Annotated in this window: 23 protein-coding genes; 14 read left to right on the forward strand and 9 right to left on the reverse strand. The window is 41.3% G+C overall.

What is annotated here, in order from left to right:
* Window positions 1–2,211 precede the first annotated feature (2,211 nt).
* The 5 genes from J2X69_RS02080 to J2X69_RS02100 form a co-directional block, all read right to left on the reverse strand.
* Window positions 2,212–2,736: a RidA family protein gene (locus J2X69_RS02080; RefSeq protein WP_310097675.1), complete on the reverse strand. Its 525-nt coding sequence runs from the start codon at window positions 2,734–2,736 to the stop codon at window positions 2,212–2,214.
* 91 nt (window positions 2,737–2,827) lie between these two features.
* Complete coding sequence (locus J2X69_RS02085; protein WP_310097679.1) at window positions 2,828–3,295, reverse strand: DNA starvation/stationary phase protection protein; 468 nt, start codon at window positions 3,293–3,295, stop codon at window positions 2,828–2,830.
* Window positions 3,296–3,500: 205 nt separating this feature from the next.
* On the reverse strand, window positions 3,501–4,268 hold the full coding sequence (locus J2X69_RS02090) for an MBL fold metallo-hydrolase (protein ID WP_310097682.1): 768 nt from the start codon (window positions 4,266–4,268) through the stop codon (window positions 3,501–3,503).
* 145 nt (window positions 4,269–4,413) lie between these two features.
* A complete protein-coding gene (locus J2X69_RS02095) occupies window positions 4,414–5,319 on the reverse strand; it encodes an alpha/beta hydrolase (RefSeq protein ID WP_310097685.1) in 906 nt (301 codons plus the stop codon).
* Between the two features lie 275 nt (window positions 5,320–5,594).
* The gene (locus J2X69_RS02100; RefSeq protein ID WP_310097689.1) at window positions 5,595–6,416 is read right to left on the reverse strand and encodes an alpha/beta hydrolase; all 822 of its coding nucleotides are present in this window, start codon (window positions 6,414–6,416) and stop codon (window positions 5,595–5,597) included.
* Window positions 6,417–6,837: 421 nt separating this feature from the next.
* Between J2X69_RS02100 and J2X69_RS02105 the strand changes: the two genes are divergently transcribed.
* Both J2X69_RS02105 and J2X69_RS02110 read left to right on the forward strand, forming a co-directional pair.
* The gene (locus tag J2X69_RS02105; protein ID WP_310097692.1) at window positions 6,838–8,208 is read left to right on the forward strand and encodes a sigma-54 dependent transcriptional regulator; all 1,371 of its coding nucleotides are present in this window, start codon (window positions 6,838–6,840) and stop codon (window positions 8,206–8,208) included.
* Window positions 8,209–8,319: 111 nt separating this feature from the next.
* Window positions 8,320–10,947 carry a histidine kinase dimerization/phosphoacceptor domain -containing protein gene (locus J2X69_RS02110; protein ID WP_310097695.1) on the forward strand — a complete coding sequence of 876 codons (2,628 nt, stop codon included), beginning with the start codon at window positions 8,320–8,322 and terminating at the stop codon, window positions 10,945–10,947.
* A 293-nt stretch (window positions 10,948–11,240) separates the two neighbouring features.
* Here the strand turns inward: J2X69_RS02110 and J2X69_RS02115 are convergent, their stop codons facing one another.
* Window positions 11,241–11,846, reverse strand: coding sequence for an NAD(P)H-dependent oxidoreductase (locus J2X69_RS02115; RefSeq protein ID WP_310097698.1), 606 nt, complete (start codon window positions 11,844–11,846; stop codon window positions 11,241–11,243).
* A gap of 98 nt (window positions 11,847–11,944) precedes the next feature.
* Here J2X69_RS02115 and J2X69_RS02120 point away from each other — a divergent pair, with 98 nt between their 5' ends.
* Window positions 11,945–12,289, forward strand: coding sequence for a helix-turn-helix domain-containing protein (locus tag J2X69_RS02120; protein WP_310097701.1), 345 nt, complete (start codon window positions 11,945–11,947; stop codon window positions 12,287–12,289).
* A 248-nt stretch (window positions 12,290–12,537) separates the two neighbouring features.
* Here the strand turns inward: J2X69_RS02120 and J2X69_RS02125 are convergent, their stop codons facing one another.
* On the reverse strand, window positions 12,538–13,401 hold the full coding sequence (locus tag J2X69_RS02125) for a helix-turn-helix domain-containing protein (protein ID WP_310097703.1): 864 nt from the start codon (window positions 13,399–13,401) through the stop codon (window positions 12,538–12,540).
* A 332-nt stretch (window positions 13,402–13,733) separates the two neighbouring features.
* Window positions 13,734–14,381, reverse strand: coding sequence for a response regulator transcription factor (locus J2X69_RS02130; protein WP_310097706.1), 648 nt, complete (start codon window positions 14,379–14,381; stop codon window positions 13,734–13,736).
* Between the two features lie 627 nt (window positions 14,382–15,008).
* On the opposite strand from J2X69_RS02130, the gene J2X69_RS02135 reads away from it, so the two are divergent.
* The 4 genes from J2X69_RS02135 to J2X69_RS02150 all read left to right on the forward strand — a co-directional run bounded on the left by J2X69_RS02135 (window position 15,009) and on the right by J2X69_RS02150 (window position 19,358).
* Complete coding sequence (locus J2X69_RS02135; RefSeq protein WP_310097708.1) at window positions 15,009–15,437, forward strand: hypothetical protein; 429 nt, start codon at window positions 15,009–15,011, stop codon at window positions 15,435–15,437.
* Between the two features lie 436 nt (window positions 15,438–15,873).
* Window positions 15,874–17,223: a glycosyltransferase gene (locus J2X69_RS02140; protein ID WP_310097711.1), complete on the forward strand. Its 1,350-nt coding sequence runs from the start codon at window positions 15,874–15,876 to the stop codon at window positions 17,221–17,223.
* A 497-nt stretch (window positions 17,224–17,720) separates the two neighbouring features.
* The gene (locus tag J2X69_RS02145) at window positions 17,721–18,473 is read left to right on the forward strand and encodes a RagB/SusD family nutrient uptake outer membrane protein (RefSeq protein WP_310097714.1); all 753 of its coding nucleotides are present in this window, start codon (window positions 17,721–17,723) and stop codon (window positions 18,471–18,473) included.
* Window positions 18,474–18,530: 57 nt separating this feature from the next.
* Complete coding sequence (locus J2X69_RS02150; RefSeq protein ID WP_310097717.1) at window positions 18,531–19,358, forward strand: endonuclease/exonuclease/phosphatase family protein; 828 nt, start codon at window positions 18,531–18,533, stop codon at window positions 19,356–19,358.
* A gap of 284 nt (window positions 19,359–19,642) precedes the next feature.
* Here J2X69_RS02150 and J2X69_RS02155 read toward each other — a convergent pair whose 3' ends face one another.
* Entirely contained in the window at window positions 19,643–19,948 is a 306-nt protein-coding gene (locus J2X69_RS02155; RefSeq protein ID WP_310097720.1) for an AraC family transcriptional regulator, read from the reverse strand.
* A gap of 466 nt (window positions 19,949–20,414) precedes the next feature.
* Here J2X69_RS02155 and J2X69_RS02160 point away from each other — a divergent pair, with 466 nt between their 5' ends.
* The 7 genes from J2X69_RS02160 to J2X69_RS02190 all read left to right on the forward strand — a co-directional run bounded on the left by J2X69_RS02160 (window position 20,415) and on the right by J2X69_RS02190 (window position 26,708).
* A complete protein-coding gene (locus J2X69_RS02160; protein ID WP_310097723.1) occupies window positions 20,415–21,437 on the forward strand; it encodes an LLM class flavin-dependent oxidoreductase in 1,023 nt (340 codons plus the stop codon).
* Window positions 21,438–21,449: 12 nt separating this feature from the next.
* Window positions 21,450–22,532 carry an NAD(P)-binding domain-containing protein gene (locus tag J2X69_RS02165; protein ID WP_310097726.1) on the forward strand — a complete coding sequence of 361 codons (1,083 nt, stop codon included), beginning with the start codon at window positions 21,450–21,452 and terminating at the stop codon, window positions 22,530–22,532.
* A 147-nt stretch (window positions 22,533–22,679) separates the two neighbouring features.
* The gene (locus J2X69_RS02170; protein ID WP_310097730.1) at window positions 22,680–23,492 is read left to right on the forward strand and encodes a helix-turn-helix domain-containing protein; all 813 of its coding nucleotides are present in this window, start codon (window positions 22,680–22,682) and stop codon (window positions 23,490–23,492) included.
* Between the two features lie 70 nt (window positions 23,493–23,562).
* Window positions 23,563–24,012, forward strand: coding sequence for a VOC family protein (locus tag J2X69_RS02175; protein ID WP_310097733.1), 450 nt, complete (start codon window positions 23,563–23,565; stop codon window positions 24,010–24,012).
* Window positions 24,013–24,073: 61 nt separating this feature from the next.
* Window positions 24,074–24,847, forward strand: coding sequence for a MerR family transcriptional regulator (locus J2X69_RS02180; protein WP_310097736.1), 774 nt, complete (start codon window positions 24,074–24,076; stop codon window positions 24,845–24,847).
* A gap of 524 nt (window positions 24,848–25,371) precedes the next feature.
* Window positions 25,372–26,187 (forward strand): AraC family transcriptional regulator, encoded by an 816-nt coding sequence (locus J2X69_RS02185; protein WP_310097739.1) that lies wholly within the window; start codon window positions 25,372–25,374, stop codon window positions 26,185–26,187.
* Between the two features lie 95 nt (window positions 26,188–26,282).
* Complete coding sequence (locus tag J2X69_RS02190) at window positions 26,283–26,708, forward strand: VOC family protein (RefSeq protein ID WP_310097742.1); 426 nt, start codon at window positions 26,283–26,285, stop codon at window positions 26,706–26,708.
* Window positions 26,709–26,777 lie beyond the last annotated feature (69 nt).

A 26,777-nucleotide genomic window follows, 5' to 3' on the forward strand; every position in this document is an offset into this window, starting at 1 on the left:
CTACCCAAACTAGAGAGCTCATATTTAGTACCTTGATTTAGTATTTAGGGCGCGCTGGGCTGTCAAAATAGCGGGGCAGGCGGCTGTTGCGTGCGGTGGAAGCATTATTTTGACGCTGGCTTTTGGGTACTTTTGGCCAAAACCAAAAGTACCGGGGAGAAACACTTCAACTTTATAGATAAGGGTCAATAGGGAAATTGAGGATAGATAAGAAATAACCAAGACCCCTTTCCACCTCCTGCACTAGCTCCTATTTCCAGACAATGCTCCTGCGCAGGAGGAAGGCAATGGCCTTTGATTTTTTAAACCCAGCATTGAAATGCTGGGCAATATAATCGGTCATGTCCCGAAAGAATCGGGACTGGCTCTACGGCATTGCTTCGTATTTACAGAGTCTGGAGATACATCTCGAACGGTAGAATTTCCTGTTGTAGCCGTCCGTGACGACACGGACGGCGGCATAGTGCTTACCTGACCTTCTGTCTCTGCCACCTGCACTAGATAATCGATTTGGCAGCTTGATTTAGTATTTAGGGCGCGTAGGGAAGACGCAGCACGAGGGTGCGGCTGGTATAAGGGCGGAAGATTGCTGGCGTCTTGACCTTTTGGTTCTTTTGCGTCAAGGCAAAAGAACGGAGAGAAAAGACTTGACTTTATCGATATGGGTCAATAGAGCAATTGAGGATGGATAAAAAATAACCAATATACCTTTCCACCTCCTGCACTAGCTCTTATTTCCCGACAATGCTCCGGGGCAGGAGTCAATGGCCTTTGAACTTTATTTACTCGGGGTTGAAACCCCGAGCTACCCATAGTGCCTACCTACGGCAGGCTTTAATTTCTACGGGATTTGCAGATAAATCAATCTAAATTCTCTCCACACACTACATGTGAACTTTTAACCTATTAACCCTTAACCTCTTTTTTAGCATCTTGGTTTAGTGTTTAGGGCGCGCTGGGCTGTCAAAATAGCGGGGCAGACGGCTGGCATGCGCGTGGAAGCTTTGCTGCGACTTGGCTTTTTGGTCCTTTTGGGCCAAGCCAAAAGGACAGAAGGGAATTACCTCACACTATCGATACGGGTAAATAGAGCAATTGAGGATAGATAAGAAATAACCAACACACCTTTCCACCTCCTGCACTAGCTCTCATTTCCAGACAATGCTCCTACGCAGGAGACAATGGCCTTTGAACTTTATTTACTCGGGGTTTCAACCCCGAGCTACCCATAGTGCCTACCTACGGCAGGCTTTAATTTCTACGGGATTTGCAGATACATCAATCTAAATTCTCTCCATACACTACATGTGAACTTTTAACCTATTAACCCTTAACCTCTTTTTAGCACCTTGGCTTAGTGTGAAGGCGGGGAGGTGGTCGCAGCAGCGGGCCAGACGGCTGGCTTGCGCGTGGAAGCTTTGCTGCGACTTGGCTTTTTGGTCCTTTTGGGCCAAGCCAAAAGGACAGAAGGGAATTACCTCACACTATCGATACGGGTCAATAGGGAAATTGAGGATGGATACAATATATACTGAGCTCGTTTCCATCCTCCTGCACCATTCCCCATTTCCAGACGATATTCCTAGGCAGGAGGCCAGGGTTATGATCTTTTTAAACCCAGCATTGAAATGCTGGGCAATATAATCGGTCATGCCTCCGGCATTGCTTCGTATTTACGGCAGCATGGTGCTTACCTGACCTTCTGTCTCTACTACCTGCATTAGATAATCGATTTGGCAGCTTGATTTAGTATTTAGGGCGCGTAGGGAAGACGCAGCACGAGGGTGCGGCTGGTATAAGGGCGGAAGATTGCTGGCGTCTTGACCTTTTGCCTGCCCGACGTGGCGGGGTTCTTTTGCGTCAAGGCAAAAGAACGGAGAGAATAGACTTGACTTTATCGATATGGATCAATAAAGAAATTGAGGATGGATACAATATATACTGAGCTCGTTTCCATCCTCCTGCACGATTCTCCATTTCCAGACAATGCCCCTGAGCAGGAGGCCAGGGTTATTGATCTTTTTAAACCCAGCATTGAAATGCTGGGCAATATAATCGGTCATGCCTCCGGCATTGCTTCGTATTTACAGAGTCTGGAGGCACATCAATCTAAATTCTCTCCACACACTACATGTGAACTTTTAACCTATTAACCCTTAACCTCTTTTTTAGCACCTTGGTTTAGTGTGGAGGAGATGCCCTTGGTCTAGCTTAGTCCGTTTGAGGACTATATGCCCAGCATTCCATCTCCACCCGAGCACCGAAGGCCAGACCACTTACTTCCATAGCTGAGCGTGTAGGGTATCGTCCGGGGTCGAAATAGTCAGAATAAATCTCATTAAATGCTTGCCATTCAGACAAATCAGCCAGCATCACCGTGCATTTGAAGACATCCTCCAGTCCAAGGCCATGGTGTGCAAGTGTGGTTTTGATCCGCTCGAAAACACGGTGAGTTTCAGGCTCTATGCCGCCGGGGACCAATCCTCTTCCTCCTCTTTCAAATCCAAGCTCACCTGAAAGATATAAGATATCACCTACCTGTACTGCACTCGAAAATGGATACGGAAGTTCAGATGGAGTGAAAACCGGGAATTGTTTTTCGGTAATAACCCCGGCGGCTTTTTTTTGATTGTTGCTGTCAGAATCAACAAATTTGGAGAGGTTCTCTTCATGACCATTTTTACAACCCAGCAGCAGCACCGGAAATATTAGTATTGATTTCGATAAATAGTTCATGATTTCATTTGTGAATTTGTTAATGAAAAATTCTGCGAAAATGAAAATTCTATCAGTGGACGAACTTTACATTTTACATTTTTCCCAACACCTATTTTAGGTGTGCTCTTAACAACCAAGCTATTTTTTCATGCTCTTGCATCAGACTTGTAATAAAATCACTGGTTCCCAAGTCTTCCGATTCATTGCCAAAGGACTCTATGTTCCCTCTAAGTTGAAGGATGATTACTTCATGGTCGGAGAGTAATTCTTCAATAAAGTATTTGCTGTTTTTTGTGTCTGAATTATCCTCTGTAAGATGTGTCAGTTCAAGAAATGATTTTAATGTAGCCGGTGCAGCAAAGTTCAGGATGCGGATTCTTTCTGCCACCAAGTCAATGATAGAAGCCAGCTGAATGGCCAACTCATCAAACAGTTTGTGTTTTCCATAGAAATCCGGTCCTTCCACATTCCAATGAGCTTGTTTTGTTTTGGTGTATAGTACAAATTCATCGGCAAGTAATTTTGATAACTCCATTGCGACTTTCTTGGCATTGTTTTCTGATATTCCGATTTTCATTTTCTTATATATGAATTATGATTTGATAAGGAAAAGTATTTTCAAAAGGCAAAGCGTCTCAAGAACTTTTCATAGTATTTTACTCTTTGGAAATTTTCATGCAGTAATTGAAAATGCCTTTATATCCATCAGATGGAAGGTCAAATAAATTCTTGACTCAGCATTTTTATAGGATTACAGGAGTAACGTGTAGCTTTATTGTCGATCAGTATACTTTTCCTTCCCCATCATTCGGGATATAGACTTTGCTTCGCAAGTTGGACCTGCTTAATAGTTCTGACAGCTGAAGTCGGGTAGTAGGACAGTGGTTTACAGCCTCCATATGATTGGCGATTACCTTCCCCGGTGCATTGCGCGCGAATTTCAATATATCTTCCGGTCTCATCAGCAAGGGCTGAAAAAGGTCTAGCTGGGCAGTGCCGCACGCCACCACCGAAATGTCCGGTTTAAGCTCAGTCAATACTTTATGTACTGCCTCTGTGTAAACGGTGTCAGAACTCAAGTATATTGATTTTTCATTTGGGAAGCTTAAGAAAAAGCCCATCACATCCCCCATAAGCTTTGCGACAAACCCATATCCGTGCACCGCAGGTATACCTTGTATCCTGCCACCCGGAAAATCGGTTTCTTCCCAATAGTTTACCGTTTGGGATATATTTACTCCTCTTCCCTTCAACTTTTTTTCGTCTCTTACACTACAGATTACAGGAGTCTGGTTAGCCCTCAAAAATTCCACTCCTGCCTGGTCGATATGGTCGGGGTGTAAATGGGTAATGAGGCAATGGGTTACCTTACCCAAAAGCACCGCAGCATTATCGGGTAAACTTACTATGGGGTTACGCTGCGGTTTAAACCTAATGAATGTAAAAGTCGGGCCTGATTCCCCTTTATTGCCAAGCATAGGGTCAACTAAAATGACATAGTTGCCTACTTCAATGATCATAGTGGCATTGCGCAAGTGATGTATTTTCATCTATATAATTTTATGGATAACAATCAATTTGATTCCCATTCGAAGGCTTGGCAAGGGATGCGTTTATACTCATTAGCCAAGAGCCCGAATCATGGATAAAGTAAAGCCAACGCACCGGGAAGGAGCATTGGCTTTGGAGGGCTTGTTAATTGGAGGAGAATTTTTCAAGTTCGGTATTGAACTTTTCCATCTCTTCGATAAACAGCGTATGTCCGCTTTTTTCAAACCTAATGATATAAGAGTCTTTTATGCCTTTTTGCAATTCCTCAGCCAAGGCAAAGGAGCAGTTTTTATCGTATATGCCATGGAATATAGCCACTGGAATAGAGATTTTTGAAAGTTCCGGGCGAAGATCCAGATCACGAAGTGCCGTTATAGATTCAGTGATGGCATAGGGTGAGGCTTCTAAATTGATGTTCTCCAGCCATTTCTCCATGTTTTTTGAAATATTCCCCTCCTTGGCCGGAAAACCTGCACCAAAACTTTCTATTAGATCAGGCCGGTTTGTCATGGTGCTCTGTATAAGACCGTTAGCAGCAACCATAGGCACGCCATGAGGAAAACCGTCTCTTTCTGTCCAAGAAGGAGCAGCAGCACCAAATAAGGCCAACTTACTTACATGGGCCGAGTTGTACTTGGTCACATAGTGGATGACCACCGCCCCGCCCATGGAGAATCCCCCCAATACAGCATCCTTGATCTCTAATTTCTCCAATACCGTTTTTATATCATCTGAGAAGACATCAAAATCATATCGTCCGTAGGGTTTGTCGGATTTTCCAAATCCTCTAAGCGTAATACCGATCACTCTAAAACCCTTGCGTCCCAAGTATTGATACTGGTACTCATACATGGCATCGCTTAGCGGCCAACCATGAATGAGAACTATTGGTCTTCCTTCTCCGATATCTGTAACATGCAGTTTAACGTTTTCTTCTACTTCTATATATTCAGCCCTGCCAAATGAGGCGGGTTCACGTTTGGTCTGTGCAAACGTGTTGTTTGCAAGCAGTATAACTAATGCAACGATTGCGAATGATATGTTTTTCATTTTTGTAGATTTAAGTTTGAAATAGTTATGGGTATCCTTTGAGAATTCTGAAGATTTTTTCAATCTCTTAATTGTGTACTTAAATTGAGGACAAATTCACTTCCTCCATTTGGTGTTATACAAATGAAATTCTTAACTTATTTATTGTTTAAGTATTATTCTAGAGAAGATTGAAAGGTGTCCAATGTGAATGGGACAGTGTAAGTTTTCTCAATGGATATGGGTAATTAATAGATTCTTTTCTGTGGGGGATACATTATCCCCATATCTCAATGCTATTCCCTGATGAACTTCAATATGTCATTATTGATGATTTCCGCATCTATGGTTGGCATACCATGGGATAGTCCCGGATAAATAATCAACTTACCGTTTTTCAACAATCCGGCAGCTTTTTCGGCAGTGGTAGCGTAAGGCACTATCTGGTCATCATCACCATGAAGGACCAGTACAGGTTGCTCTACACCGGTAAGATCTTCGGTGAAATCTGTCTCGGAAAATACTTTGATACAGTCATACTGGGCTTTTATACCACCCATCATTCCCTGTCTCCACCAGTTGTCTTGGATACCTTTTTTCACATCAGCACCTTCTCTGTTATACCCATAAAAAGGGATGGTAAGGTCTTGATAAAACTGTTGTCTATTATGCTGTGTATTGTGCCTCATATTGTCAAAAACCTCCAAAGGGACACCATTGGGATTTCTTTCATCCTGAATCATATATGGAGTAATGGCACTTATTAAAACCACTTTTGCAACCCGGTCTTTACCGTGCTTGGCAGCATATCTTATAGCCTCCCCACCTCCTGTAGAATGGCCTACATGAATGGCGTTTTTAAGATCCAAGAATTTCACGAGCTCTGCTACATCAGCAGCATAGGTATCCATGTCATTTCCCTTGAAGGTCTGGGTAGAGCGTCCGTGTCCGCGTCTGTCGTGAGCGATCACTCTGTAGCCTTTTTCCAGGAAAAACATCAGTTGGGCATCCCAATCATCTGAGGATAATGGCCAGCCATGGTGAAAGAAAATAGGTTGACCTGTACCTAAATCTTTGAAATAAATTTCTGTTCCGTCTGTTACTGTTAACTTGTTCATTTTTCTCTTAGTTGAATTGTTGTTAATAAATTATGTTACAAATTTGGGATGAATATGCTGTGTCTCCAATGGATACTTTTCGCTTTGTCATGTACAATTTTCCCTTCAGCAGAATTTTCAAAATAGTCTTGTCATCCAATCAGAGTAAAATCTCCCGATAGAGATTTTAAATATTTTTTTACCTGTGTTTATGTAATATTTTTTTTACTTTTTTCAGAAGGTTTACTAAACAAGTGCCAAAAACATAAGTACCTGATAGTTAAATTATTATATTTATTTACAGAACAAATAATTATTGATATATCAATAATTATTGAGTATTTTCATAAGTGATAACCAATGCAAAAAAAAATGTCTTCCGGTGAAGTAAGTTTCTTTATAATATTTTACTTTTATTCAGAATAAACATACTACTGACACCGTGAATATTAAGATACTCATCGTCGAAGATCAATTCATTGAAGCTAAGAGTCTCAATGTGATACTTACCAACGCCGGATACTCGGTTTGTTCTATTGCGAGGTCTGTTGATTCAGCCCTGTCTATAATTGATGAAGAGAAGCCGGATCTTGTTCTGGTGGATATATTTCTGCAAGGCGAGGGGACAGGTATTGATTTGGGTAAATCCCTAAATGAGAGAAATCTGCCATTTGTCTATTTGTCGGCCAACTCCGATAGAAAAATATTAAACGAGGCAAAAGCTACCAGACCTTACGGATTTATGGTCAAACCATTCCGTTCCAAAGATGTCCTGATCATGCTTGACGTTGCTTTTTACCTTCACCAGCACAGGCTTGAGGAGAGAAACGGACCATACTCTCAGCAACTCCGTTCGGCAGCCGGGATCCCCGCTGATTTCAAAAATCTGATTGGGGAAAGCCCTAATTTTCTCGAAATCCTGGACCAGGCCAATATGATTAGCCGATCGGATGTATCGGTATTGATTTTAGGGGAAAGCGGTACAGGTAAAGAAATGATCGCACAATCCATTCATAAGAGCTCCTCCAGAAGTGATAGACCTTTCATTACCGTTAATTGTGGAGCACTCCCCGTCAACTTGATCGAATCGGAATTGTTTGGACATGAAAAAGGCTCATTTACCAGCGCAATAGCAAAAAGGATAGGGAAATTTGAGCTTGCCGATGGAGGTACAATTTTCCTTGATGAAATTGGAGAATTGCCCATGGAGTTGCAGGTGAAATTTCTTCGGGTTTTGCAGGAGAAGGAGATTGAACCGGTGGGAGGAAGACCAAAAAAGATCGACGTTAGGGTATTGGCCGCAACCAATAAAGAGCTTGAGGACGAAGTAGCTGAAGGAAGATTTCGGATTGATTTGTACTACAGGTTGAATGTTTTTCCATTGCTGATGCCCCCTTTGAGGGAACGTATTTCAGACATCCCTTTGCTGGCAGCTCATTTTTTGAAAAAATATAGCTCGCGTGAGGGCAAAACAAGCCCTGTACTTCCCAAAGAGGAATTGCAAAAACTGATGGATTATTCCTGGCCGGGAAATATCCGGGAACTGGAGAATACGATACAAAGGAATGTCATCCTTGCCAGAGGACCTGTGATTGATTCGATGAACATCGTGACATCAAAGAAAATGGTGGGATCAACAAACAGTACAAAAAAAATCAAAACACTCATTGAAATGGAACGGGACCACATACTGTCAGTATTGGAAAGCTCCCACTGGAAAGTCTCCGGTAAAGGAGGTGCTGCCGAAATGCTGGATATTAATGTAAATACGCTAAACTCCAGAATGAAAAAGCTAGGTATTGAAAGGAAATAAAAGAGCAAGATTAGAGAGCCATATTAGTGCTGCATCCATTGGAAATAGGAGGTGTCAGATCCGGCTGAATATCCTGATTTCAAAACTTGAGAATTAAATTCAGGATATTCTATGTCAAATCTCTCCACAATTCAGTTGTTAACAGTCTTTTTTGGAATTCTTCTTTTGCACGATTCAGAGAAGTCGGATGAGATACTAAAAAAGACCAATCCTAATTTAAGGAAACTGCAGTACCCTGTATCGGATACATCCAGGGAAAGACTTCAACAGGGAACCGGTACGTTTTATCTTAATCAATCGCAAACCACAATTCCCAGTCAGGACAGTATTCAGAAACTAGCCCTTGAAGCCCTGAACCTGACTTACCGTATGAAGTTTGATAGCGGGGATAATTACCCCCCATTTCCGAAAGATAAAACGCATATCCAACGCCAGGTCACTAGGAAAGCCCAACAAAGCTCCTTGAATGGAACTGGTGGTGATCAGGTAAGACTTCTGCTGGAACTTGGAAAAAAAATGCTTAGAACTCCATATACTGAACAAGGTGACCTGAATGGAGCCTTAGTGTCTTTCCGGGAGGCCGAGAGACTAAGCGAGAAAATCCGGGACTGGGATTTGAAAGAGGAAAGTCTGGCCTTGATTGGGACAGTATATCTTATAAATGGCGATTGGGAACAAGGAAAGTTCAATTTCATGCAGGTGATTGAAGCACGTCGGGAGGCAGGTGACAAAACCGGAGAAATTAAAGCATTGCTACAATTGGCAACCACAGTCATTTGTGATAGTTGTGAGGAAAATATTGAGGCGCTGGAGCGTGCTCTTGAACTTTCAATAGAAGCCGGGGATCAGGCATGGGAAGCAGTGATCAGGATTCAACTCGGATATAAATATCTGAGCGTCGGAAATATGGGGAAGGCTGAAAAAGAAGCATTATCAGCCCTGGGAATTCAAGAGAAAATTGGATTTTCGGAGATTTGTAGGACCTCCGGGGAGTTTGCGATGCAAAGTGTTTATAACTCGCCCAGGGACTATGCTTACCTGTCCAGTGCTTACTATTTGCTTTCCGACATTGGACAGAATAAGGGGGATTTGAACCAGAAACTTTATTACATTCTCAAAGTCGTAGATGATGTTGAAAAAAACGGATTGTATGAAGAGCTTGACTACACATTTTTTCGTCTGGGCAATGCCTATTGGGAGCTGGGCCAGTACGATAGAAGCATGGAGTACCACCGACGATCTGCGGCAATCAGCCGTCAAATGGGTGAGTTTATCTCCGTAGGCCTCATCCGGCGTATGGTAACAGCATTAATTAAGCAGGAAAAAGCCAACGAAGCCCTACTGCTGATACAGGAGGCAGTAGATAAAAAGCTATTGTGTACTCTTGAAGATAAAATGTCCATCGCCCAGAGCCTTGGAGCCTGCTACAATGCACTGAAAAACTATAGCATAGCTGAGAAATATTATCTGGAAAGCATCACTTGGGCCAAACAATCCCCCATGTTCTTCCGGTATTTAGCTTATCGGGGAATTGCGCATTTTTATGTGTCGAATGCCAAATACTCCAAGGCGGAACCTTACCTGACATTTTTGTCAAGTGCATCTCCCCAGCAGTTACTGCCAAATTATCTCATTGAAGTTCACCTGATGAGGTTCAAAGTGGATTCCGCCCGCCAAAATTATACGGAAGCTATCCGGCACTACCAATTATACAAAGTTCTTCAGGATTCGATTTTCAATGAAACAAAAAACAGGCAAATCGCGCAGCTGAGTATTGAATACGAGACCGCTAAAAAAGAGCAGGATATACAGATCAAAGAAATGGATATTAAGCTGCTTAAAGAGCAAAACAAAATGCAGCAAAATCACAGGAATGCGTTGGTCCTTGGTACAGGACTGCTAGTGGCCCTACTTGGAATCAGCCTCAACCGATACCTCCTGAAACAGCGTTCTAACAAGCAACTGCTGGCTCAGCAACAAATACTCCAACTTCAGCAAAAACAGATTAGGCAAAAAAATAGACACCTGGCAGAGTTGGTCTCCGAGAAAGATGCTGTTCTGGAGCAGAAAGACAATCTTCTGAAGGAAAAAGATCAACTTTTAACCGAAAAGGGGTGGTTGCTCAGGGAAATACATCACCGGGTGAAAAATAACTTTCATATCGTGGCAAGCCTGTTGGAGATCCAGTCAAGCTATCTTAAAAACAAAGCTGCACTCTCGGCCATACAAGACAGTCAGCGCAGGATACATTCCATGTCCATCATTCATCAGAAGCTTTACCAATCCGACTCATTGTCCATTATTCATATGCCGGAGTACATCTATGAATTGGTCGAATATCTTAAGGATAGTTATGCTGTTAGAAAGGAAATCGGATTCTCACTGAAAATAGAAAATATTGCATTGGATCAAGCCATTGCTATTACGCTTGGCTTAATCCTAAATGAGGCTATTACCAATTCGCTCAAATATGCTTTTAGTAAGACTGACCATGGAAGAATAGCTATTTCTCTGAAGTATGTGACCGATTCACATATTTTGTTGACGATCCGGGACAATGGTTCGGGACTTCCCAGAAATTTCCGTAAAAAACTGGGTGATTCTATGGGAATGGAACTGCTAAAAGGATTGAATGATGACATCGGAGGTATCCTTAGTATCGAAAATATGGAAGGTACTTGCATCAGGATCACTTTCCAAAATAAGCTCGAAAGTGTCAAAAAAATCCTTATTTCCTAGCATAGGAAGAAGTTGACCATGGAAATAGTAAAATTTAACTGGCCATAATTCTGCATCAAAAGCTGAACTATTGCCAATTTTAGAAGATAGATTTCATTTAAAGTAAACACGCTGATGTGTAATACTTCTTATTAAAGACGTATAGAAATTATCAGAGAGATTTTGAAGAAACTTTCATGATCATGTGAATAACCCGAGAAGCATCTATAACCGGTCAAAATTTTTAATTCTTCCCGGGTTTATCTGCAGATCAACTACTAATTATGGATCTCTTCGTTTGAATTGCCGTACCATTAAAAAGCAAAATCTTCAACTGATCTCAAAGCCTTGGGAAAAGCAATTTCTTTAATTTTAGGTATCGCCAATCCTTCAGCACGAAACACGGTGATGTCATTGATCCCTATGAATCCAAGGATGTTCCGTAAGTAGCTTTCTGTAAAATCCACTTCTTTCATTATCCCTTCAGAATAGATCCCTCCGGATGCGATGGCGAGGTAAACCTTTTTGTTTTTTACAAGACCTTCCACACCACTTTCGGTATACCTGAATGTGATACCTGCCCGTGCAATGTGATCAATCCAGGATTTAAGCGTGGAGGGAATAGAGAAATTGTACATCGGAACATCTATCACGAGGATGTCTGTCATATTCAATTCGGCAATAGCATCATCCGAATGAATAACTGCCTGAGCCAATTGTGGTGTGCGGTCTTTTGCCGGGGTAAAAAAAGAAGTGAGATGAACCTCTCCAAGATGGGGTAAAGGAGACTTTGCGAGATTTTTTTTCTTTACTTCGGAAATCGGAAATTGCTTCTGTAGCCTTTCAATTATGGCATTTCCCAATCGGTTACTGACTGAATCATTGCCTCTTGTACTGGTAATCAGATGTAAGATTTTCATTGTGTAACAGTTTATGATAACAGGTACAAAATTCGGTCTTAATACTATACATTTGTCATCTGTTACCTAAAGGATAGTACTTACAAAAAGGATAGTATATGGATATTCACACACCTGAGAGTTGCGCAAAATCAAGACTTGCTATACGGGATACCTTGGATATTGTAGGTGGAAAATGGAAGTTGGTTCTGATCGCGGTGTTGAGAAGTGGAAAGAAAGGCTTCAATGAGCTTTCAAGAGAGGCTGGAATTTCTCCACGTATTCTGTCTAAGGAATTGCACGATATGGAGACGAACAATCTGGTGACCCGAACAGTCTTCAACACCAAGCCTGTCACTGTCCAATATGAGCTGACAGCCTATAGCGAATCCCTGACTGAAGTGCTCTCTGCTATGGAAAAATGGGGACAGGAACACAGGAATAAAATTTTTTCAGCGGAATGATTTTCCGGAGAAAGTTTAGTGAGATTGGATTGATGAGTATAGTTTGGAACTCCTATTATTCTTTGAAACCATAAATCAGACTTGAGCATCCAATAAAACCGAAGGGTTACATTCCATATCCGGTCTTCTACATTCGGCGACTTGATCCGTGGAGATCGAAAGTGATCGAAAAAACAGTGCTGTCAGCAATCCAATTAAGAATGTATAAGGCTTAATTTGCGGAAAAGGTCCTTAGCGTATGGAGTTTTTTAATTTTCCGCTTCACCGTGGTATTTTAACCGAAAACCTGAAGGTGATTCTCCTGTTTTCAGTTGAAAGAGTCTGCTGAAATAGGCAGGATCATCATAGCCCAATTCATAGGCTATTTCCTTTGCAGTCTTACCCGTATGAACCAATAATCGTTTCGCTTCCAGAATGACTCTGTTTTTGATGACATCATTGGGTTGGGGGAGATTCAGCCTTTTGAATTTATGGGTGATTGTTTTGGGAGCAATCGACAGAAGGTCCGCATAGTCTGCTACACTGTGTTTTTTTCTGAAATGAACATCTACCAACAGTGTGAAATTCCGGAAGAACTCCAAGTCACCCGGCTGCTCCGACACTGCTTTTTCCAAATGTTGTCGCTTCCATATTCTGGTGGATTTTATCAGCAACTGTTTAAGGTACGTGCGTATCATCTCTTCAAGGGATGAATCATTCAGCTCTATTTCACCGGAAATTTGAGCAAAAAGATAGTTGGTAAATTCAGCCTCTTCATCTGGCAAAGATACCAAAGGCATGTTATGGATGTTGTTGAACAGGAGCCCATCGCATGCTACTTCCGCATCGTGGATTTGTATACAATAAAAATCCCTGTTGTAGAAGATCAGGTAACCCGGGGCTATGCCTACCTCCTCAATTTTCATAAACTGGTTTGGCGAAACAAATATCAAAGAGGGAGCTATTGTCTTATGTATCGTGAAATCAATCGTCACTGTATAACCACTCGGCAGATAAAGAATTTTGATAAATTCTTTAAACTCCTCACTATTGATGAGTTGCATATTTTCCGGAATTACTGATTTCAATCCCAGTTTTTTTAAGCTCTTCTGAAATAGTTGCTGCTGCTCCATCGATGTTTATTCAAGTAGTGGAGTTATTTTACTCCTATGATTTAAGGTTGGGAAATTTCCTACAGATGAGATCCGATTTCATGTTTAAGAAAGGTGAAAATGAATCTGAATGGATTTTTTTGTTTTTCAGATTTATTGTCTAACCACTTATGTGAATAGACCATATGACAAAGGTCTCGTGTTTCACGATGTCAAAACATGGATAAAAGGATAGATTTATTGTACTTTTTTCCCATATGTCAAAAATAATGTTTTTTGACAGTCTATTGGGATATCGATGAGGTTGTCATTTACATTCAGGAGCGCATCAAAGAAAGAAATAATTATAGAAATCAGACGATATTTTGATTTATGGCCTTTGCAACCACTTCAGTTAATGAAGCCACGTGCAATTTTTCGTATATTTTTTTCATGTGACTGCGCACGGTTTCATAGCTGATTTCTAACTCGAATGCAATCATTTTATAGCTTGAGCCGCTTACCAAAGCAGTAAGAACCTCCTTCTCTCGGGAAGTTAGATTATACTCCTCGTTGACGGCTGATTTCTTCGCAGCATAACCATGCTTGAGTAAATTCAATACCCTTCGTGCGATGGAAGGACTCATAGGAGACCCACCATTTTGCATTTGATTGATGGCACATGTCAACGTACTGTTAAGCTGATTTTTTAAGATATAACCCGAAGCACCTGCGCATATGGAGTCGAATATCCGCTCATCATCTTCTGACACAGTCTGAATCAGGATTTGAATCTGCGGAAATTCTCTAGTCAGCAAGCTAACTGCATCAATGCCGTTCATTCCCGCTATATTAATATCCATTATTACAACATCAGGCCTTACACTTACCACTCTTTCAACACATTGTTGAGCATCACTAAAAATACCTACCACTTCAAAAGACGGGTCGGTAGTTAGAATGGTTCTGATGCTGTTCCGGATGTTCTTATTGTCATCGAACAATGCTATTCGGATACTCATGTTTTTGGATCTTAAAATTTATTATTTTTGATAACGCTCGTTAGTTTTGGAAAATACCATCGGAAAGATGGATAGTTTTCCCTCTCCGACGCATTTGGATCTTCCTTTTGTTGTCTGCCTCCATGCTTACTGTGCTAGAATTGACCTGCCAAAAACCAATATCAATGAGAGACGGATTCTTGTGGCTAAACATTTCATTGCTTTGCTTTTTTTGTTGTTTTTTTGACTAATTGACATTGCAAAGGTGTGCAGATATGGATTACACGGGAATGGACAAAAAGCTGTATGTCTTGCATATTTTTCCCTGGCGCCGTGTGGTTGCATAGTTTTCTGAATTACAGGATGTTTTCAGATAAGGAATTGGATAGATCGGCATCCCGGCTACATCGACTGAAATTCCTTCGGGAATCGAATGATGAATTGGCTTTAACCACTGTTTAGTGTTTTATTGGATGGCTGTAGGATCAAAATCTCCATTGCTTGCGGGTAGACTTGCCGTTCAGCTTTCCTTTCTAAGCCCTTGTTTTGAAGTGAAGAATGCAGAGTTCATTATCTCTTATCCCCACTTTAGGTTATTTTTTGATAGGAGGGTTTAAATTACTTTTGCTGAACTATCAATCTAATGTTATGGAATATTTGAAGACTTATCAGGTTAAAGAGGAGCACATCGACGTGCAGGGAATTATGGATGGTTTATATTACCCGTTTTACATGGAGTGGTGCAGACATGATTTTATCAAAGAGGTCCTGGGTTTTGACTTTGAGCTCGAGGCAAAAAACGGCACTTATATGGTTTTGTCTAACTACAGTTTACATTTTCTACGGTCCCTGAAAAAAGACGACGTGTTTACCGTCACCTGTGCGGTGTATAAGGATAAAGGAGGCTTGCCAAAATTGCATTTTCGTCAGTCCATCCTGCTTAATAATAAAACTATGACTAAAGCAGTTTTTTCAGGCACCTGTATTCCTGCCGGCGGGGGAAGACCCTATCTCCCTGAATCTATTCTTAACAACCTGGAAGGTATGCCTGAACTCCATGCCGAGCATGCCATTTAAAATTATAAGTAGCTGAAAAAAAATGTTGAACTAGTCATAATCACAATTGATTTGCGGTTCTTAGGCAGGAAGTGTGATTTAAACATGGCTTAATTACTTGCAGAATTGATGATATCCTTCCTTTCACCGGTCGCATATTACCCCCTTACTTTCTTTAGACTTACATTAAAATTCCTTTATTTTTAATTCTTTCCCATCTCGATCCAAACTAGGTTCCGGATGGGATTTTTTTAGTTACTCTGTCATGCTTTTTTGATTGGCTAACCATTCCGGTTATTGAATCCGCGGCTTCAATAACAGATTGATTCTCCATTACCCTGTTAAAACTGGCTAAAGATCACCGAAAATGGGGGAGACCACCCCGATATTGGGTATGGTATAACATAGCTAAGACCGCCAATTTTGCGCCAGTAAAAATTGTCTAATAAAATAAAATATGGAGAACAACTTGAAAACAAAGCTGGCGGGAAAGAAAATACTGTTTGCGTCAGTGCCGGTAGACGGGCATTTTAATCCAATGACCGGACTTGCCAAGCACCTGCAGGGGCTGGGGTGCAACGTGCGTTGGTACATGCCTGATATATTTGAGGAAAAAATAAGGAATTTGAATTTTCCCCAATACAGCTATGAAAAGGCTGTGGCCGTAACACTGGATAATATCGAAACATACGGAGGACGATCTGAAATAACAGACCCTCTGGAAAAGTTAAATTTTGACTTTATACATATGTTCGCCAAACGAGGACCTGAATATTATGAAGATATTGTGCGTATCAACGAAACTTTTCCCTTTGACTTATTAATTGCAGACAGCTTTTTTAGCGCTATACCGTTTGTGAAAATCAAACTGAATAAACCGGTAATCACTATCGGCATCGTACCATTGGTAGAGGATTCTGTTGATTTGGCACCTTTTGGTATGGGGCTTCCGCCTGCAAAAAATGACGCGGAACGTGCAGAATATGCCAAAATTCGTGACGAGGCTAGAAACGTAATGTTCAAACAGGCAGTAGACACCTATGACGAAATTCTCAAGTCCTATGATATTGACATTGAAAGGTCTATGTTGCCAAACTTGTTGTGCAGAGAGGCGACCTTATGTCTACAGATTGGCACACCCGGCTTTGAATATAAACGCATTGATCAAGGTGACAACATACGGTTTATCGGGGCATTGCTTCCGTACCTATCGGAAAAGCAAGATCGCAAACCATGGTTTGATGAACGGATCAACCGTTACAAGAAAATTATCCTTGTAACGCAGGGTACGTTTGAAAAGGATTTTACAAAATTAACCGAACCGACACTTTTTGCATTCCGGGATACGGATGTATTGGTCATCGTTACCACCGCAGGCAATGGAACAAAAGAACTCCAAGAAAAATACGCAGCGGAGAACATTATCATTGAAGATTTTATCCCTTTTAATGATGTGATGCCTTATGTAGACGTATTCGTTACCAACGGCGGGTACGGCGGGACCTTGTTAAGCATTCATAACCGGATACCGATGGTTGCCGGAGGTGTACATGAAGGAAAGATCGAAATCTGCAGCCGCATAGGCTATTTCAAGTACGGAGTTAACTTGGGCACAGAAACCCCGGATAGCGAAGCCATTCGTAATGCCGTGGAAGAAGTAATGACTAACGATTTGTACAAAAATAATATAGCCAAGCTTAATTCGGAGATGCAGGAGTATAATGCTCTTGAGCTTTGTGAAGGCTACATTGCGGGAATTTTGGAGGGTAAAACCGAATTGTTATTATCTCCAAACCCTGCTAGTTGACAGGAATAATCAAATATGCTCATTACATAGGTTCTTTTGAGAAACTAGTCCAATGTAAGTTCTATAACCGGCTCAGGATTTCACTGAGCCGGTTTTTTTGTCTATACAATCTATTCGGGCATACATGCGAAGAATGCTCAAGCCAGTGGAAGCGCTAGTTTGAATAATACCAACTCATGACCGGCTTATCCTAGATAGCCTGTTTCTAAAACTAAGAGAGCCGTGAAGAAATCGAAAATATCTTTCGGCTCAATCTTATTTATCAGCAATTGCACGATGGGAAGTCTGGAGGAATTTGGATTTTTTTCTAAAAGCACGATTTAATTAGAAATAATTTATACTTTGATGCTTAACCATTTGTTAATCTTTTAATCCCAATCTGTACTGCCCCCAAAAGTATATTTGTTCTATTATGATAAATAATGATGACAAGGAAGCTTTATTACAGATTTCTGCCAACAATACGACAGGATTAAGATTTATTTTCGACATCTCTGGTGGATGTTTATCTGTGTATCGATGGTAAAACGATTGTGGATTCCCCGCTTTATAATGAATCTACTTATGACAGTCTTTTTGAACACCGGGATCTTAGGATGAAAATGACTATCCTTTCTCCGGGCAGTAAATGGGGAGGACGTGAAGACGGTAATCCGGACAATACCGACAATTCCATTTTTACTGCGCCTAAATTCAATCAAGATCGGCAAGGTTCGGTCACGCCAACAGGATACTATTTTACTAAATATTGCGATCTGGATGCAGTCCCTACTTTTAATCGGGATGAGAATGATATCATTATCATGCGATATGCGGAGATCTTGTTGAATTATGCCGAGGCTAAATTGGAACAGGGAACTCTCACTCAAGATGATTTGGATCAGACAATTAATCTGCTTCGTGAAAGAGTGGGAATGCATCCTCTGGTTATTTCGGAATTGGCCTCTTGGGGGATGGATCTCCGGGAGGAAGTCAGAAGGGAAAGAAGAGTAGAGTTGATGTTGGAAGGACAGCGTTATTTTGATATCCTGAGATGGAAAAGGGGCGATCTCTTGTCCGGAGACGTTAAGGGAATCAAAAAGGAATTTATTATTCGTCAAAATGATGTTCAAAACGTTCCTACAGACGAAGAAGGATATATTGTCTTTTTGACCGGTAATACCTTTGACCAATCAAAACATTACTTATGGCCAATTCCTCTGGCTCAGCGGGATCTAAATCCCAACTTAACACAAAACCCAAATTGGTAAATTAGACTATAGCCCGGTTCTCCATGAGAGCCGGGCTTCATCCTTAGTAGAATTATTATGAACAAGTATTTTCTTTTGTTATTTCTGATGGTGGGATTTGCTGCCTGCGCAAATTCTGAACAACCCACACATACACTTCAACCTGACCCCGAAAAACCTAAAGGAAGGGCTATCAAGGTGCTTTCTTATAATATTCATCATAGCAATCCGCCGTCCCGTCCGGATTTTATAGATCTGGAAGCCATTGCAAAAGTGATTAAGGAAAGCAAGGCTGAGATAGTAGGCCTGCAGGAAGTGGATGTCTTCACTTCCCGCTCCGGGTCAGATTTACATATGGCCAAATCTCTTGCTGAAATGACGGAAATGCCCTATTTCTATTTTTCTAAGGGAATTGATTACGAAGGAGGAGAATATGGAACAGCCATCCTCTCAAAATATCCTTTGACAGATACTAAAACTATATTATTGCCGGCAGAGGAAGGGACAGAACAGCGAACCATTTCAGTGGCAACAGTGAATTTGGAGAAAGGTTTGCGCTATCAGTTTGCCAATACCCATTTGGATTTTAGTAGTGAGAGAAATGCGCTTTCTCAAGCCGAAATGATTGTTCAGTATTTTGCTGAGGAAACCATGCCGGTGATTTTGGTGGGGGATTTTAACTCCACACCTGACAGTGCTCCTATCAGTACGCTTGACGGAAGTTTTACCCGAACCTGCAGGAACGATTGTGCACCGACTATACCGGTGATCAACCCCAAAAAAACAATTGATTTTATAATGTATAGGAGAAGCGGGGATTTCACTGTTAGAAATCATCGTGTTATTAAAGAAAGTTATGCTTCTGACCACCTGCCTGTGCTGGCAGAACTGATTCTGTTGAAATAGATTCAATCCGGAAATAATCTCGTTTTCCAAACGGATTTAAGTTTGGTATTACAACCGGTAAGTATAATCCTTCCAAATTCTTACCTTAAACTCATTGTAAGGAACAGGTAATAAACCTTCGCATATTCAGGACGTTTTTGTTAACAGGATTAAATCAAAAAACTATGCCTTGGTATAACGGAGATTACCCGCCATCCTACAAAAATCAGCCTGTTCATATACGCAATAAGGCCACTGAGATTGCAAATGAAATTCTAAAACCCAGTAGGTTTTATTCCCGGACTTCATTGATTAAGGACTTCTGCCCTGATACCGGTAGGGGAGCAGCCGTGCCACTTTTTGAAGGCATGGACAAAGGATGCAGGTTCCGCATACCCAAGCAAATAGGCAATATCAGTTATGGTGTATCCATCATGGCGTAATAGTATTACCCCCAGTTGCTTTTTGAGTTCATCCGACAGTTTTCTGAAGGTGAGCTGCTCTTTGGCGAGCATCCTTTGCATCGTACGGGGAGTCAAGTGAAATACTTCAGCTATTTCTTGCAGCCCAGGCAACGCGGGTTGTGCCAGATGGAGGGCGGCAATTTTCACTTTACTTTGAAAATCTTTTTCTGTTTTAAGTCCCTAGTGCTGATTGACTCCCTATGGGTAATGTCCAGTCTTCTCATAGTGTCGCTTCAACTACTCGTCATATCCTTTCTGGGATATTTACTTATTTCGGGGGTGGCTATCTGGGTAGCACTAATGGCTTTTCTTCAATATTCAGGTCTTCGAAAAACAGGGCAGAATCCTACAGGCCATGGTTTGGCTTGACCTGAAGGCCATCGGCAAAGCTAAAAGGACGACTCTGAGCGTCCTTTTTATTTGGGCATGGATTTTAACTGTTCTGCCATTAAACACAGATTAATGAAGAAACCTTATAGTATCGGGAAGGTATATTCAGATTAATCTAGATGTGTTTACTTACAAACTGAACAGATTTTGATGAAAACATGTTTGACAGCTTAATTATGGAGACATTTTTCCATAGCGTGCAGACATTTAAGAAAATAAACACATGAAAAAAATAGGTTTTTTATCCTTTGGTCATTGGGCAAATCATCCTGCCTATGATGCAAATACTGCAAGCGATACCTTGCTGCAGTCTATAGATCTGGCAGTTGCAGCCGAAGAAATAGGAATTGATGGGGCGTATTTTCGGGTGCATCATTTTGCGCAGCAATTGGCTTCACCATTTCCTTTGTTGGCTGCTATTGGGGCCAAAACCCAAAAAATCGAAATCGGAACCGGTGTCATCGATATGCGCTATGAAAATCCATTGTATATGGTGGAAGATGCAGGCGCTGCCGACTTGATTTCCGAAGGTAGGTTGCAGTTAGGGGTCAGCAGAGGATCACCGGAGCAAGTGATTGACGGTTGGAAGTATTTTGGCTACGATTTGGAAGAAGGTGAAACCGATGCCGACATGGGAAGAAGGAAAGCATTGGAATTTTTTGACAAACTAAATGGAGTTGGCTTTGCACAGCCTAACCCCAACCCTATGTTTCCCAATCCGCCCGGATTATTGAGAGTAGAGCCGCATTCGGAAGGATTGCGTGACCGTATTTGGTGGGGTTCGGCTTCGGATGCTACTGCTGTCTGGGCGGCAGAAATTGGCATGAACCTCCAAAGTTCCACCTTGAAATACGACGAGAGCGGAAAACCGTTTCACATTCAGCAAGCCGAACAAATCAGGGTCTACAAAGAAGCCTGGAAAAAAGCGGGACATCAGCGTGAACCAAGAGTTTCGGTGAGCCGGTCCATATTTGCACTGGTAAACGATCAGGACAGGTATTATTTCGGACGCGAAGCAGATAGAAAAGATAAAGTAGGAATGATAGAAGCCGATAAACGGGCAATTTTTGGTAGAAGTTATGCCGCCGAACCGGAACGGTTGATCAAAGAACTGGCCCAAGATGAAGCGATTAAGGAAGCAGATACTCTATTATTGACCATTCCCAATACATTGGGTGTAGCTTACAATGTGCACGTGCTCGAATCCATTTTAAACTATGTAGCACCGGAATTGGGTTGGCGTTAGGAGGAAATGTAAATGGCTGTAAAAATCCGTTATAAAACAAAAATCGCAATCATAGGAGCCGGTCAGGCCGGACTTTCTGCGGGGTATCACCTCAAAAAAATGGGATTGGAAATTGGCTCTGATTTCATCATGTTAGATGGAGCCCGGCAGGCCGGCGGTGCCTGGCAATCCCGTTGGGATTCGCTGACCTTGAGCACAGTGAACCGGATTCATGATTTACCGGGTATGTCTTTTGAAGAAACCTTTGCAATTGGTGAAAGCGATGTTCAGGCGAATAGTGCCGTTCCCCATTATTTCGATTTGTACGAAAAGAAATTTGGGCTCCAAGTGTACCGACCGGTAAAAGTGGAAAAGGTTTACTTGCAGGAAAACCGCTTTTTCATTGATACTTCATCCACTGCTTTTTCGGCATTGGGCATCATCAATGCGACCGGAACATGGGAAAGTCCTTACATCCCCGAATATCCGGGTGCAGCACTTTTCGAAGGAGAACAGTTACACACGCGGGATTTCAAAGATGCAGACTATTTCCGGGGAAAGCATGTTATCGTTGTGGGAGGGGGGATTTCAGCGATTCAATTGCTGGATCAAATTTCAAAAGTAACCTCGACTACCTGGGTCACACGCAGACCGCCGGAATTCCGTAAAGTCCCCTTTGATGAAAGGGCGGGAAGCATGGCAGTGGCCCTGGTGGAGGAGCGTGTAAGAAAAGGCCTATTGCCCCAGTCTGTTGTTTCTGTTACGGGATTACCGTTTACTCCCGAGATTGAAGCCATGGAGAAGAGAGGTGTTCTTACACGTTTTCCCATGTTTAGCGAAATCACCAAGAACGGTGTAAAATGGGAAGACGGAAGAGAAACAAATGCAGATGTTATCCTTTGGAATACGGGGTTCAGATGGCCCCTGTCACATTTGGATTCGGTAGTACCACGGGAAGAAAGCGGTGGGATTAAGATGTCAGGGAGATTGGCTACAGAAGTAGCCAAAGAACCCAGGATTCATTTAGTGGGATATGGTCCTTCTGCATCGACTATCGGGGCCAACAGGGCAGGAGGTGCAGCCGCAAGGGAATTGGTGAAGCTATTGGAGAGTTAGGATTGAATAATCCTGTCCGGAAACCAAACGGAATAGGATGGGAGGAGGTAAAAAAGCCAATTTTAAATTGGTAATAGTGGGGATAGAATAAGGCATTAAGAAATAAAAGACCCCGGCTAAAATTATCGACAATTGCCCAACCAAAACGTGAAAGAAATTGAATTCATAAGAGACTTTTATCGACCCATTCAACCGGCAGTAAAGATTGGTGCCGAAGAAATTGTTTATCAGGAAACCCGCCCGGTCAAAAAAATTGAGAGCTTTGTTTATTGCTTTTGGCAGTTAAAGACCATAAAACCATTAAAAGAGCCCTTAGTTTACAGAGTCGTTTCAGATGGTTGTATCGATATATTTTTTGATCACAATCAACCAACGGAAAATTTTGTAATGGGATTTTGCAGGAAATATACCGAGTTCGCCATCGGCAATGATTTTGACTATATGGGGATTCGATTTTTGCCTTCCGCATTTCCGCTTTTATTTGGGATAAATGCCCAACATTTAAGCAATCAATCTCAGGAGCTAAAGCAAGTGCTGCCCAATTTTTCACAATGGATTGAGAACAATATCCATTCAAAACTGTCTTTTGAGAAAATTGTAAATTTGCTAAATGACAAGTTGAGTATCCACATCCAAAACCGGCATTTTGATGTTGACCATCGGTTTCTAAATGCCTTAAAACTGATTTTTCAGAACAGGGGATTTTTAGACACCGAAACTGATTTAACAACGGGATTAAGCCCGAGACAACTGCAAAGAGTTTTCAACTACCACATTGGCACCACGCCTAAGGCATTTAGTAATGTCATAAGATTTCAGCATATTTTGAGTGCAAAACCATCTAAGCAAAGTCTGAAAGAAAACAAATTATACTTTGATCTTGGTTTCTTTGATCAAGCTCATTTCATCAAGAATTTCAAAACATTTTATGGTGTAACGCCTTCAGAAGCCTTTCAGTAGACTTTGTCCGATTTTTACAATTCCAGCCTGCTTTCTCACACTAAGTTTGTATCAACACAAATCAAAAGAAATGAGAACATTATTCATCACTGCATTTTTGCTAATTGTTGGATTGGCAAATGCACAAACACCGAACAAAATGAAACTAAACGCAGGAATCATCACCGAAAAACTGGAAGAGACCAAAGAATTTTACACCGATGTATTAGGTTTTGGCGTATCCTTTGAAAATGAATTTTATCTTTTAATGCATACGCCTGATAAATCAGCGGAAATCAGCTTTCTCCAACCCAACCATCCCAGTCAAAAACCAATTTTTCAATCACCTTTTAATGGTAAAGGGGGTTATCTGACAATAGAAGTAGAAAATGTGGATGAGCTATATGACCAAATCAAAAATAAAGGAGTCTCCATAGCGATTGAGATACGCGACGAGCCCTGGGGCGACAGGCATTTTGCGATCGTTGACCCCAATGGTATCGGGATTGATATCGTTACGTTCACAGACCCGGAAAAATAATTTTAAAAAAAGTTCAAAAAAAATTTGACTCTTACCTTAGGTCATAGCATAGTTTTACAAAATGAATGGTAAAAAGAGTCAGGCGAATTACACAGTAAAACAACTGTCCGGACTTGCAGGCGTAACGGTGCGCACGTTGCACCTGTACGACAAGATCGGGTTGCTGAAACCATCCGTCCGTACCGAGAAAAGGTACCGGCTGTATGGCGAAGAAGAATTACTCAGACTGCAGCAAATTCTTTTTTACAGAGAACTCGATATTCCGCTCAGGGACATTACCGACATGCTGAACGACCCCGGCTTTGACCTGATAAAAGCGCTTGAAGGTCATAAGGCAGCGATGAAAGCCCGGAAGAAACGTGTAGCCGAGATACTTGCTACCATCGACAAAACGATTCTTAAGCTAAAAGGTAAAACTGAAATGACACACGAAGAATTATATGCCGGTCTGCCAAAAGAAAAGGCAGCAGAATGGCAAAAATTTGCAAAGGAAAAGTGGCCTGAACAGGTTGCATATGGCGAACAAATGTTGCTGAAAATGGACCGCAACGAATTTCAGCAATTGCAAGACGACTTCAAAGCAAATATGGATGCGTTGGTTGCTCTCCGGCGCCAATCGCCGGAAAGTGCTGACGTGCAGTCGGAAATTGCGAAGCATTGTCGTTACATCCAACAGTTTTGGGGGCGTACTGATGACATCAGTGAAGCTTATAAAGGCCTCGGCCAGCTTTACGTAGATGTGCCTGCCTACACCACCGTGAATGGGGCCTCCGATAAAGATTTTGCGATTTTTATGCGGGATGCCATGCATCATTATGTAGAGACGGAGATGTAGGTAAACCGTAAGCAGAGCGGCCGGCATAATGTGTTGCCGGCTGCTTCTTAAAATTCTTATGTGATTTTAATATAAGAGCTACTCAGAAAAAATAATGTTCTCATTCTATTTTTAATTACATAGCAAAAGTGATTTGTTTTTAATCTATTTTTAGGATAATAGCAACTTCAAAAAATCTCTTTATGAAATGAAGATGGTGATGAAAAATGGAGTAGTAGAATGGATTAAATAATAGATAGAACGGAGCTTGAAAGTGGGCCATCTGATGGTCAAAATGGCTTGCACCCATTTTGACAAAACAGGTCAGGAAATTTTTGTTGGACCCCGTTCCGAGAACGGAGAGAATAGGGAAGATGGGCGGGAGGAGGTAGACAACGTGAACTTTTATAGCACCGATCATGAAGGAACTTAGCAGAGGTCTGACTACTTGGAATAGACTTCGATGACCTGTAAAAATAACAGCCATAGAAAATGGGAAATTAGGACGATTATCTGCCTATTGGTAACTGAATAACCGCCATAAAATGGCGACAATAAATAAGTTGGTGGCAAGCATAACACAACCCGTAATGACAGGAAACCATTACATACCGACAGAAAAAATTGCTGACTTTGTGGACAGCATTCTTGTTGTGGAGAACAATGACGTAAAAAAGACATTTTCACTCCCCCTTTTTGCGAATGGCAAACCCACCTTACTTTTTCAAACGACCAAAGGGACAATTAAGAACAATTCCAACTATCTCACTCTTTTCGGACAGACAATTTTTCCAGACCAAATATCTTTTACTGAAAACTTCATTCTCATCGCATTTTTCTTTAAACCATTTGCGTTGACAACGCTTTTCGGTTTTTCAGCAAAAGACCTTACCGATAACCCCATAAACTTAAACCTTATTCAGTCCAAAAACGCCAACCTTTTACAAGAACAACTTCTTAACGCCAACACAGTTGACGAAATGGTTGCTATTTTAGATGACTTCATATTTAGTTTGACAACAAAAATTCAGACCGACAATAAGTTGATTAAATACGCAACCCAACTAATTGCCGAACATCCATCAAAAGAAATACTTAAAAAAGCTCAAGACGAACTTTATGTAACAGAACGAACTTTTCAAAGAATGTTTGAAGATAAAGTTGGCATTTCTCCTAATCAATACAGGCGCATTGCCCAATTCAATTCTGCATTTCAACAACTAAACCAACAACAATTCAAGCTTTTTTCAGACATAGCTTTTAATAATGACTATGCTGACCAAAGCCATTTTATCAGAGCATTTAAAGAGTTTACCAATATGACACCAAAAGGATACCTGAAATTGGGCAAGAACGAATGAAACTATTTTGTCGGTTTCGTTCTATTTTAAGGCTAACAGCTACAGTAGTTTTGTATAGTTAATTCAATTCAGGATTAACATAAAAAAACAAAGTAATGACAAATAAAATTTATCCTTGCTTGTGGTTTGACGGACAAGCCCAAGCAGCAGCAAAGTTCTACTGTACAATCTTTAAGAACTCAAAAATTACAGCAGACAATCAGATGGTAGTAACCTTTGAGTTGGACGGTAAAAAGTTTATGGGGCTGAATGGCGGACCAAACTTTAAATTCAACGAAGCGGTTTCATTTGTGGTTGATTGCGAAACACAAGAAGAAATTGACCACTATTGGAATAGCTTAACGGCTGACGGTGGGCAAGAAAGCAACTGCGGTTGGTTGAAAGACAAGTTTGGTATTTCGTGGCAAATTGTTCCAACAGTTCTTCCAAAACTTTTAAGCGACCCAACAAGAGCACAAAAAGTAATGGAAGTTTATATGGGAATGAAAAAGTTTGACATTAAAGCACTTGAAAATGCTTAAAATCTAAAAAGTGTTGGTGATGAATTTTTCGCCAACACTTTTTTAACTGCTTTGGAAAGCAAAAAGATA

Source organism: Algoriphagus sp. 4150, from assembly GCF_031457395.1.
GTDB lineage: Bacteria > Bacteroidota > Bacteroidia > Cytophagales > Cyclobacteriaceae > Algoriphagus.

Bases quoted from the DNA above. Each gene is read 5' to 3' on its own strand.
- J2X69_RS02085 (WP_310097679.1), bottom strand. From the start codon at position 3,295: ATGAAAATCGGAATATCAGAAAACAATGCCAAGAAAGTCGCAATGGAG.
- J2X69_RS02140 (WP_310097711.1), top strand. From the start codon at position 15,874: ATGGAGAACAACTTGAAAACAAAGCTGGCGGGAAAGAAAATACTGTTT.
- J2X69_RS02175 (WP_310097733.1), top strand. From the start codon at position 23,563: ATGAGAACATTATTCATCACTGCATTTTTGCTAATTGTTGGATTGGCA.
- J2X69_RS02150 (WP_310097717.1), top strand. From the start codon at position 18,531: ATGAACAAGTATTTTCTTTTGTTATTTCTGATGGTGGGATTTGCTGCC.
- J2X69_RS02180 (WP_310097736.1), top strand. From the start codon at position 24,074: ATGAATGGTAAAAAGAGTCAGGCGAATTACACAGTAAAACAACTGTCC.
- J2X69_RS02080 (WP_310097675.1), bottom strand. From the start codon at position 2,736: ATGAACTATTTATCGAAATCAATACTAATATTTCCGGTGCTGCTGCTG.
- J2X69_RS02165 (WP_310097726.1), top strand. From the start codon at position 21,450: ATGGCTGTAAAAATCCGTTATAAAACAAAAATCGCAATCATAGGAGCC.
- J2X69_RS02190 (WP_310097742.1), top strand. From the start codon at position 26,283: ATGACAAATAAAATTTATCCTTGCTTGTGGTTTGACGGACAAGCCCAA.
- J2X69_RS02110 (WP_310097695.1), top strand. From the start codon at position 8,320: ATGTCAAATCTCTCCACAATTCAGTTGTTAACAGTCTTTTTTGGAATT.
- J2X69_RS02120 (WP_310097701.1), top strand. From the start codon at position 11,945: ATGGATATTCACACACCTGAGAGTTGCGCAAAATCAAGACTTGCTATA.
- J2X69_RS02130 (WP_310097706.1), bottom strand. From the start codon at position 14,381: ATGAGTATCCGAATAGCATTGTTCGATGACAATAAGAACATCCGGAAC.
- J2X69_RS02100 (WP_310097689.1), bottom strand. From the start codon at position 6,416: ATGAACAAGTTAACAGTAACAGACGGAACAGAAATTTATTTCAAAGAT.
- J2X69_RS02095 (WP_310097685.1), bottom strand. From the start codon at position 5,319: ATGAAAAACATATCATTCGCAATCGTTGCATTAGTTATACTGCTTGCA.
- J2X69_RS02090 (WP_310097682.1), bottom strand. From the start codon at position 4,268: ATGAAAATACATCACTTGCGCAATGCCACTATGATCATTGAAGTAGGC.
- J2X69_RS02160 (WP_310097723.1), top strand. From the start codon at position 20,415: ATGAAAAAAATAGGTTTTTTATCCTTTGGTCATTGGGCAAATCATCCT.
- J2X69_RS02125 (WP_310097703.1), bottom strand. From the start codon at position 13,401: ATGGAGCAGCAGCAACTATTTCAGAAGAGCTTAAAAAAACTGGGATTG.
- J2X69_RS02135 (WP_310097708.1), top strand. From the start codon at position 15,009: ATGGAATATTTGAAGACTTATCAGGTTAAAGAGGAGCACATCGACGTG.
- J2X69_RS02115 (WP_310097698.1), bottom strand. From the start codon at position 11,846: ATGAAAATCTTACATCTGATTACCAGTACAAGAGGCAATGATTCAGTC.
- J2X69_RS02185 (WP_310097739.1), top strand. From the start codon at position 25,372: ATGGCGACAATAAATAAGTTGGTGGCAAGCATAACACAACCCGTAATG.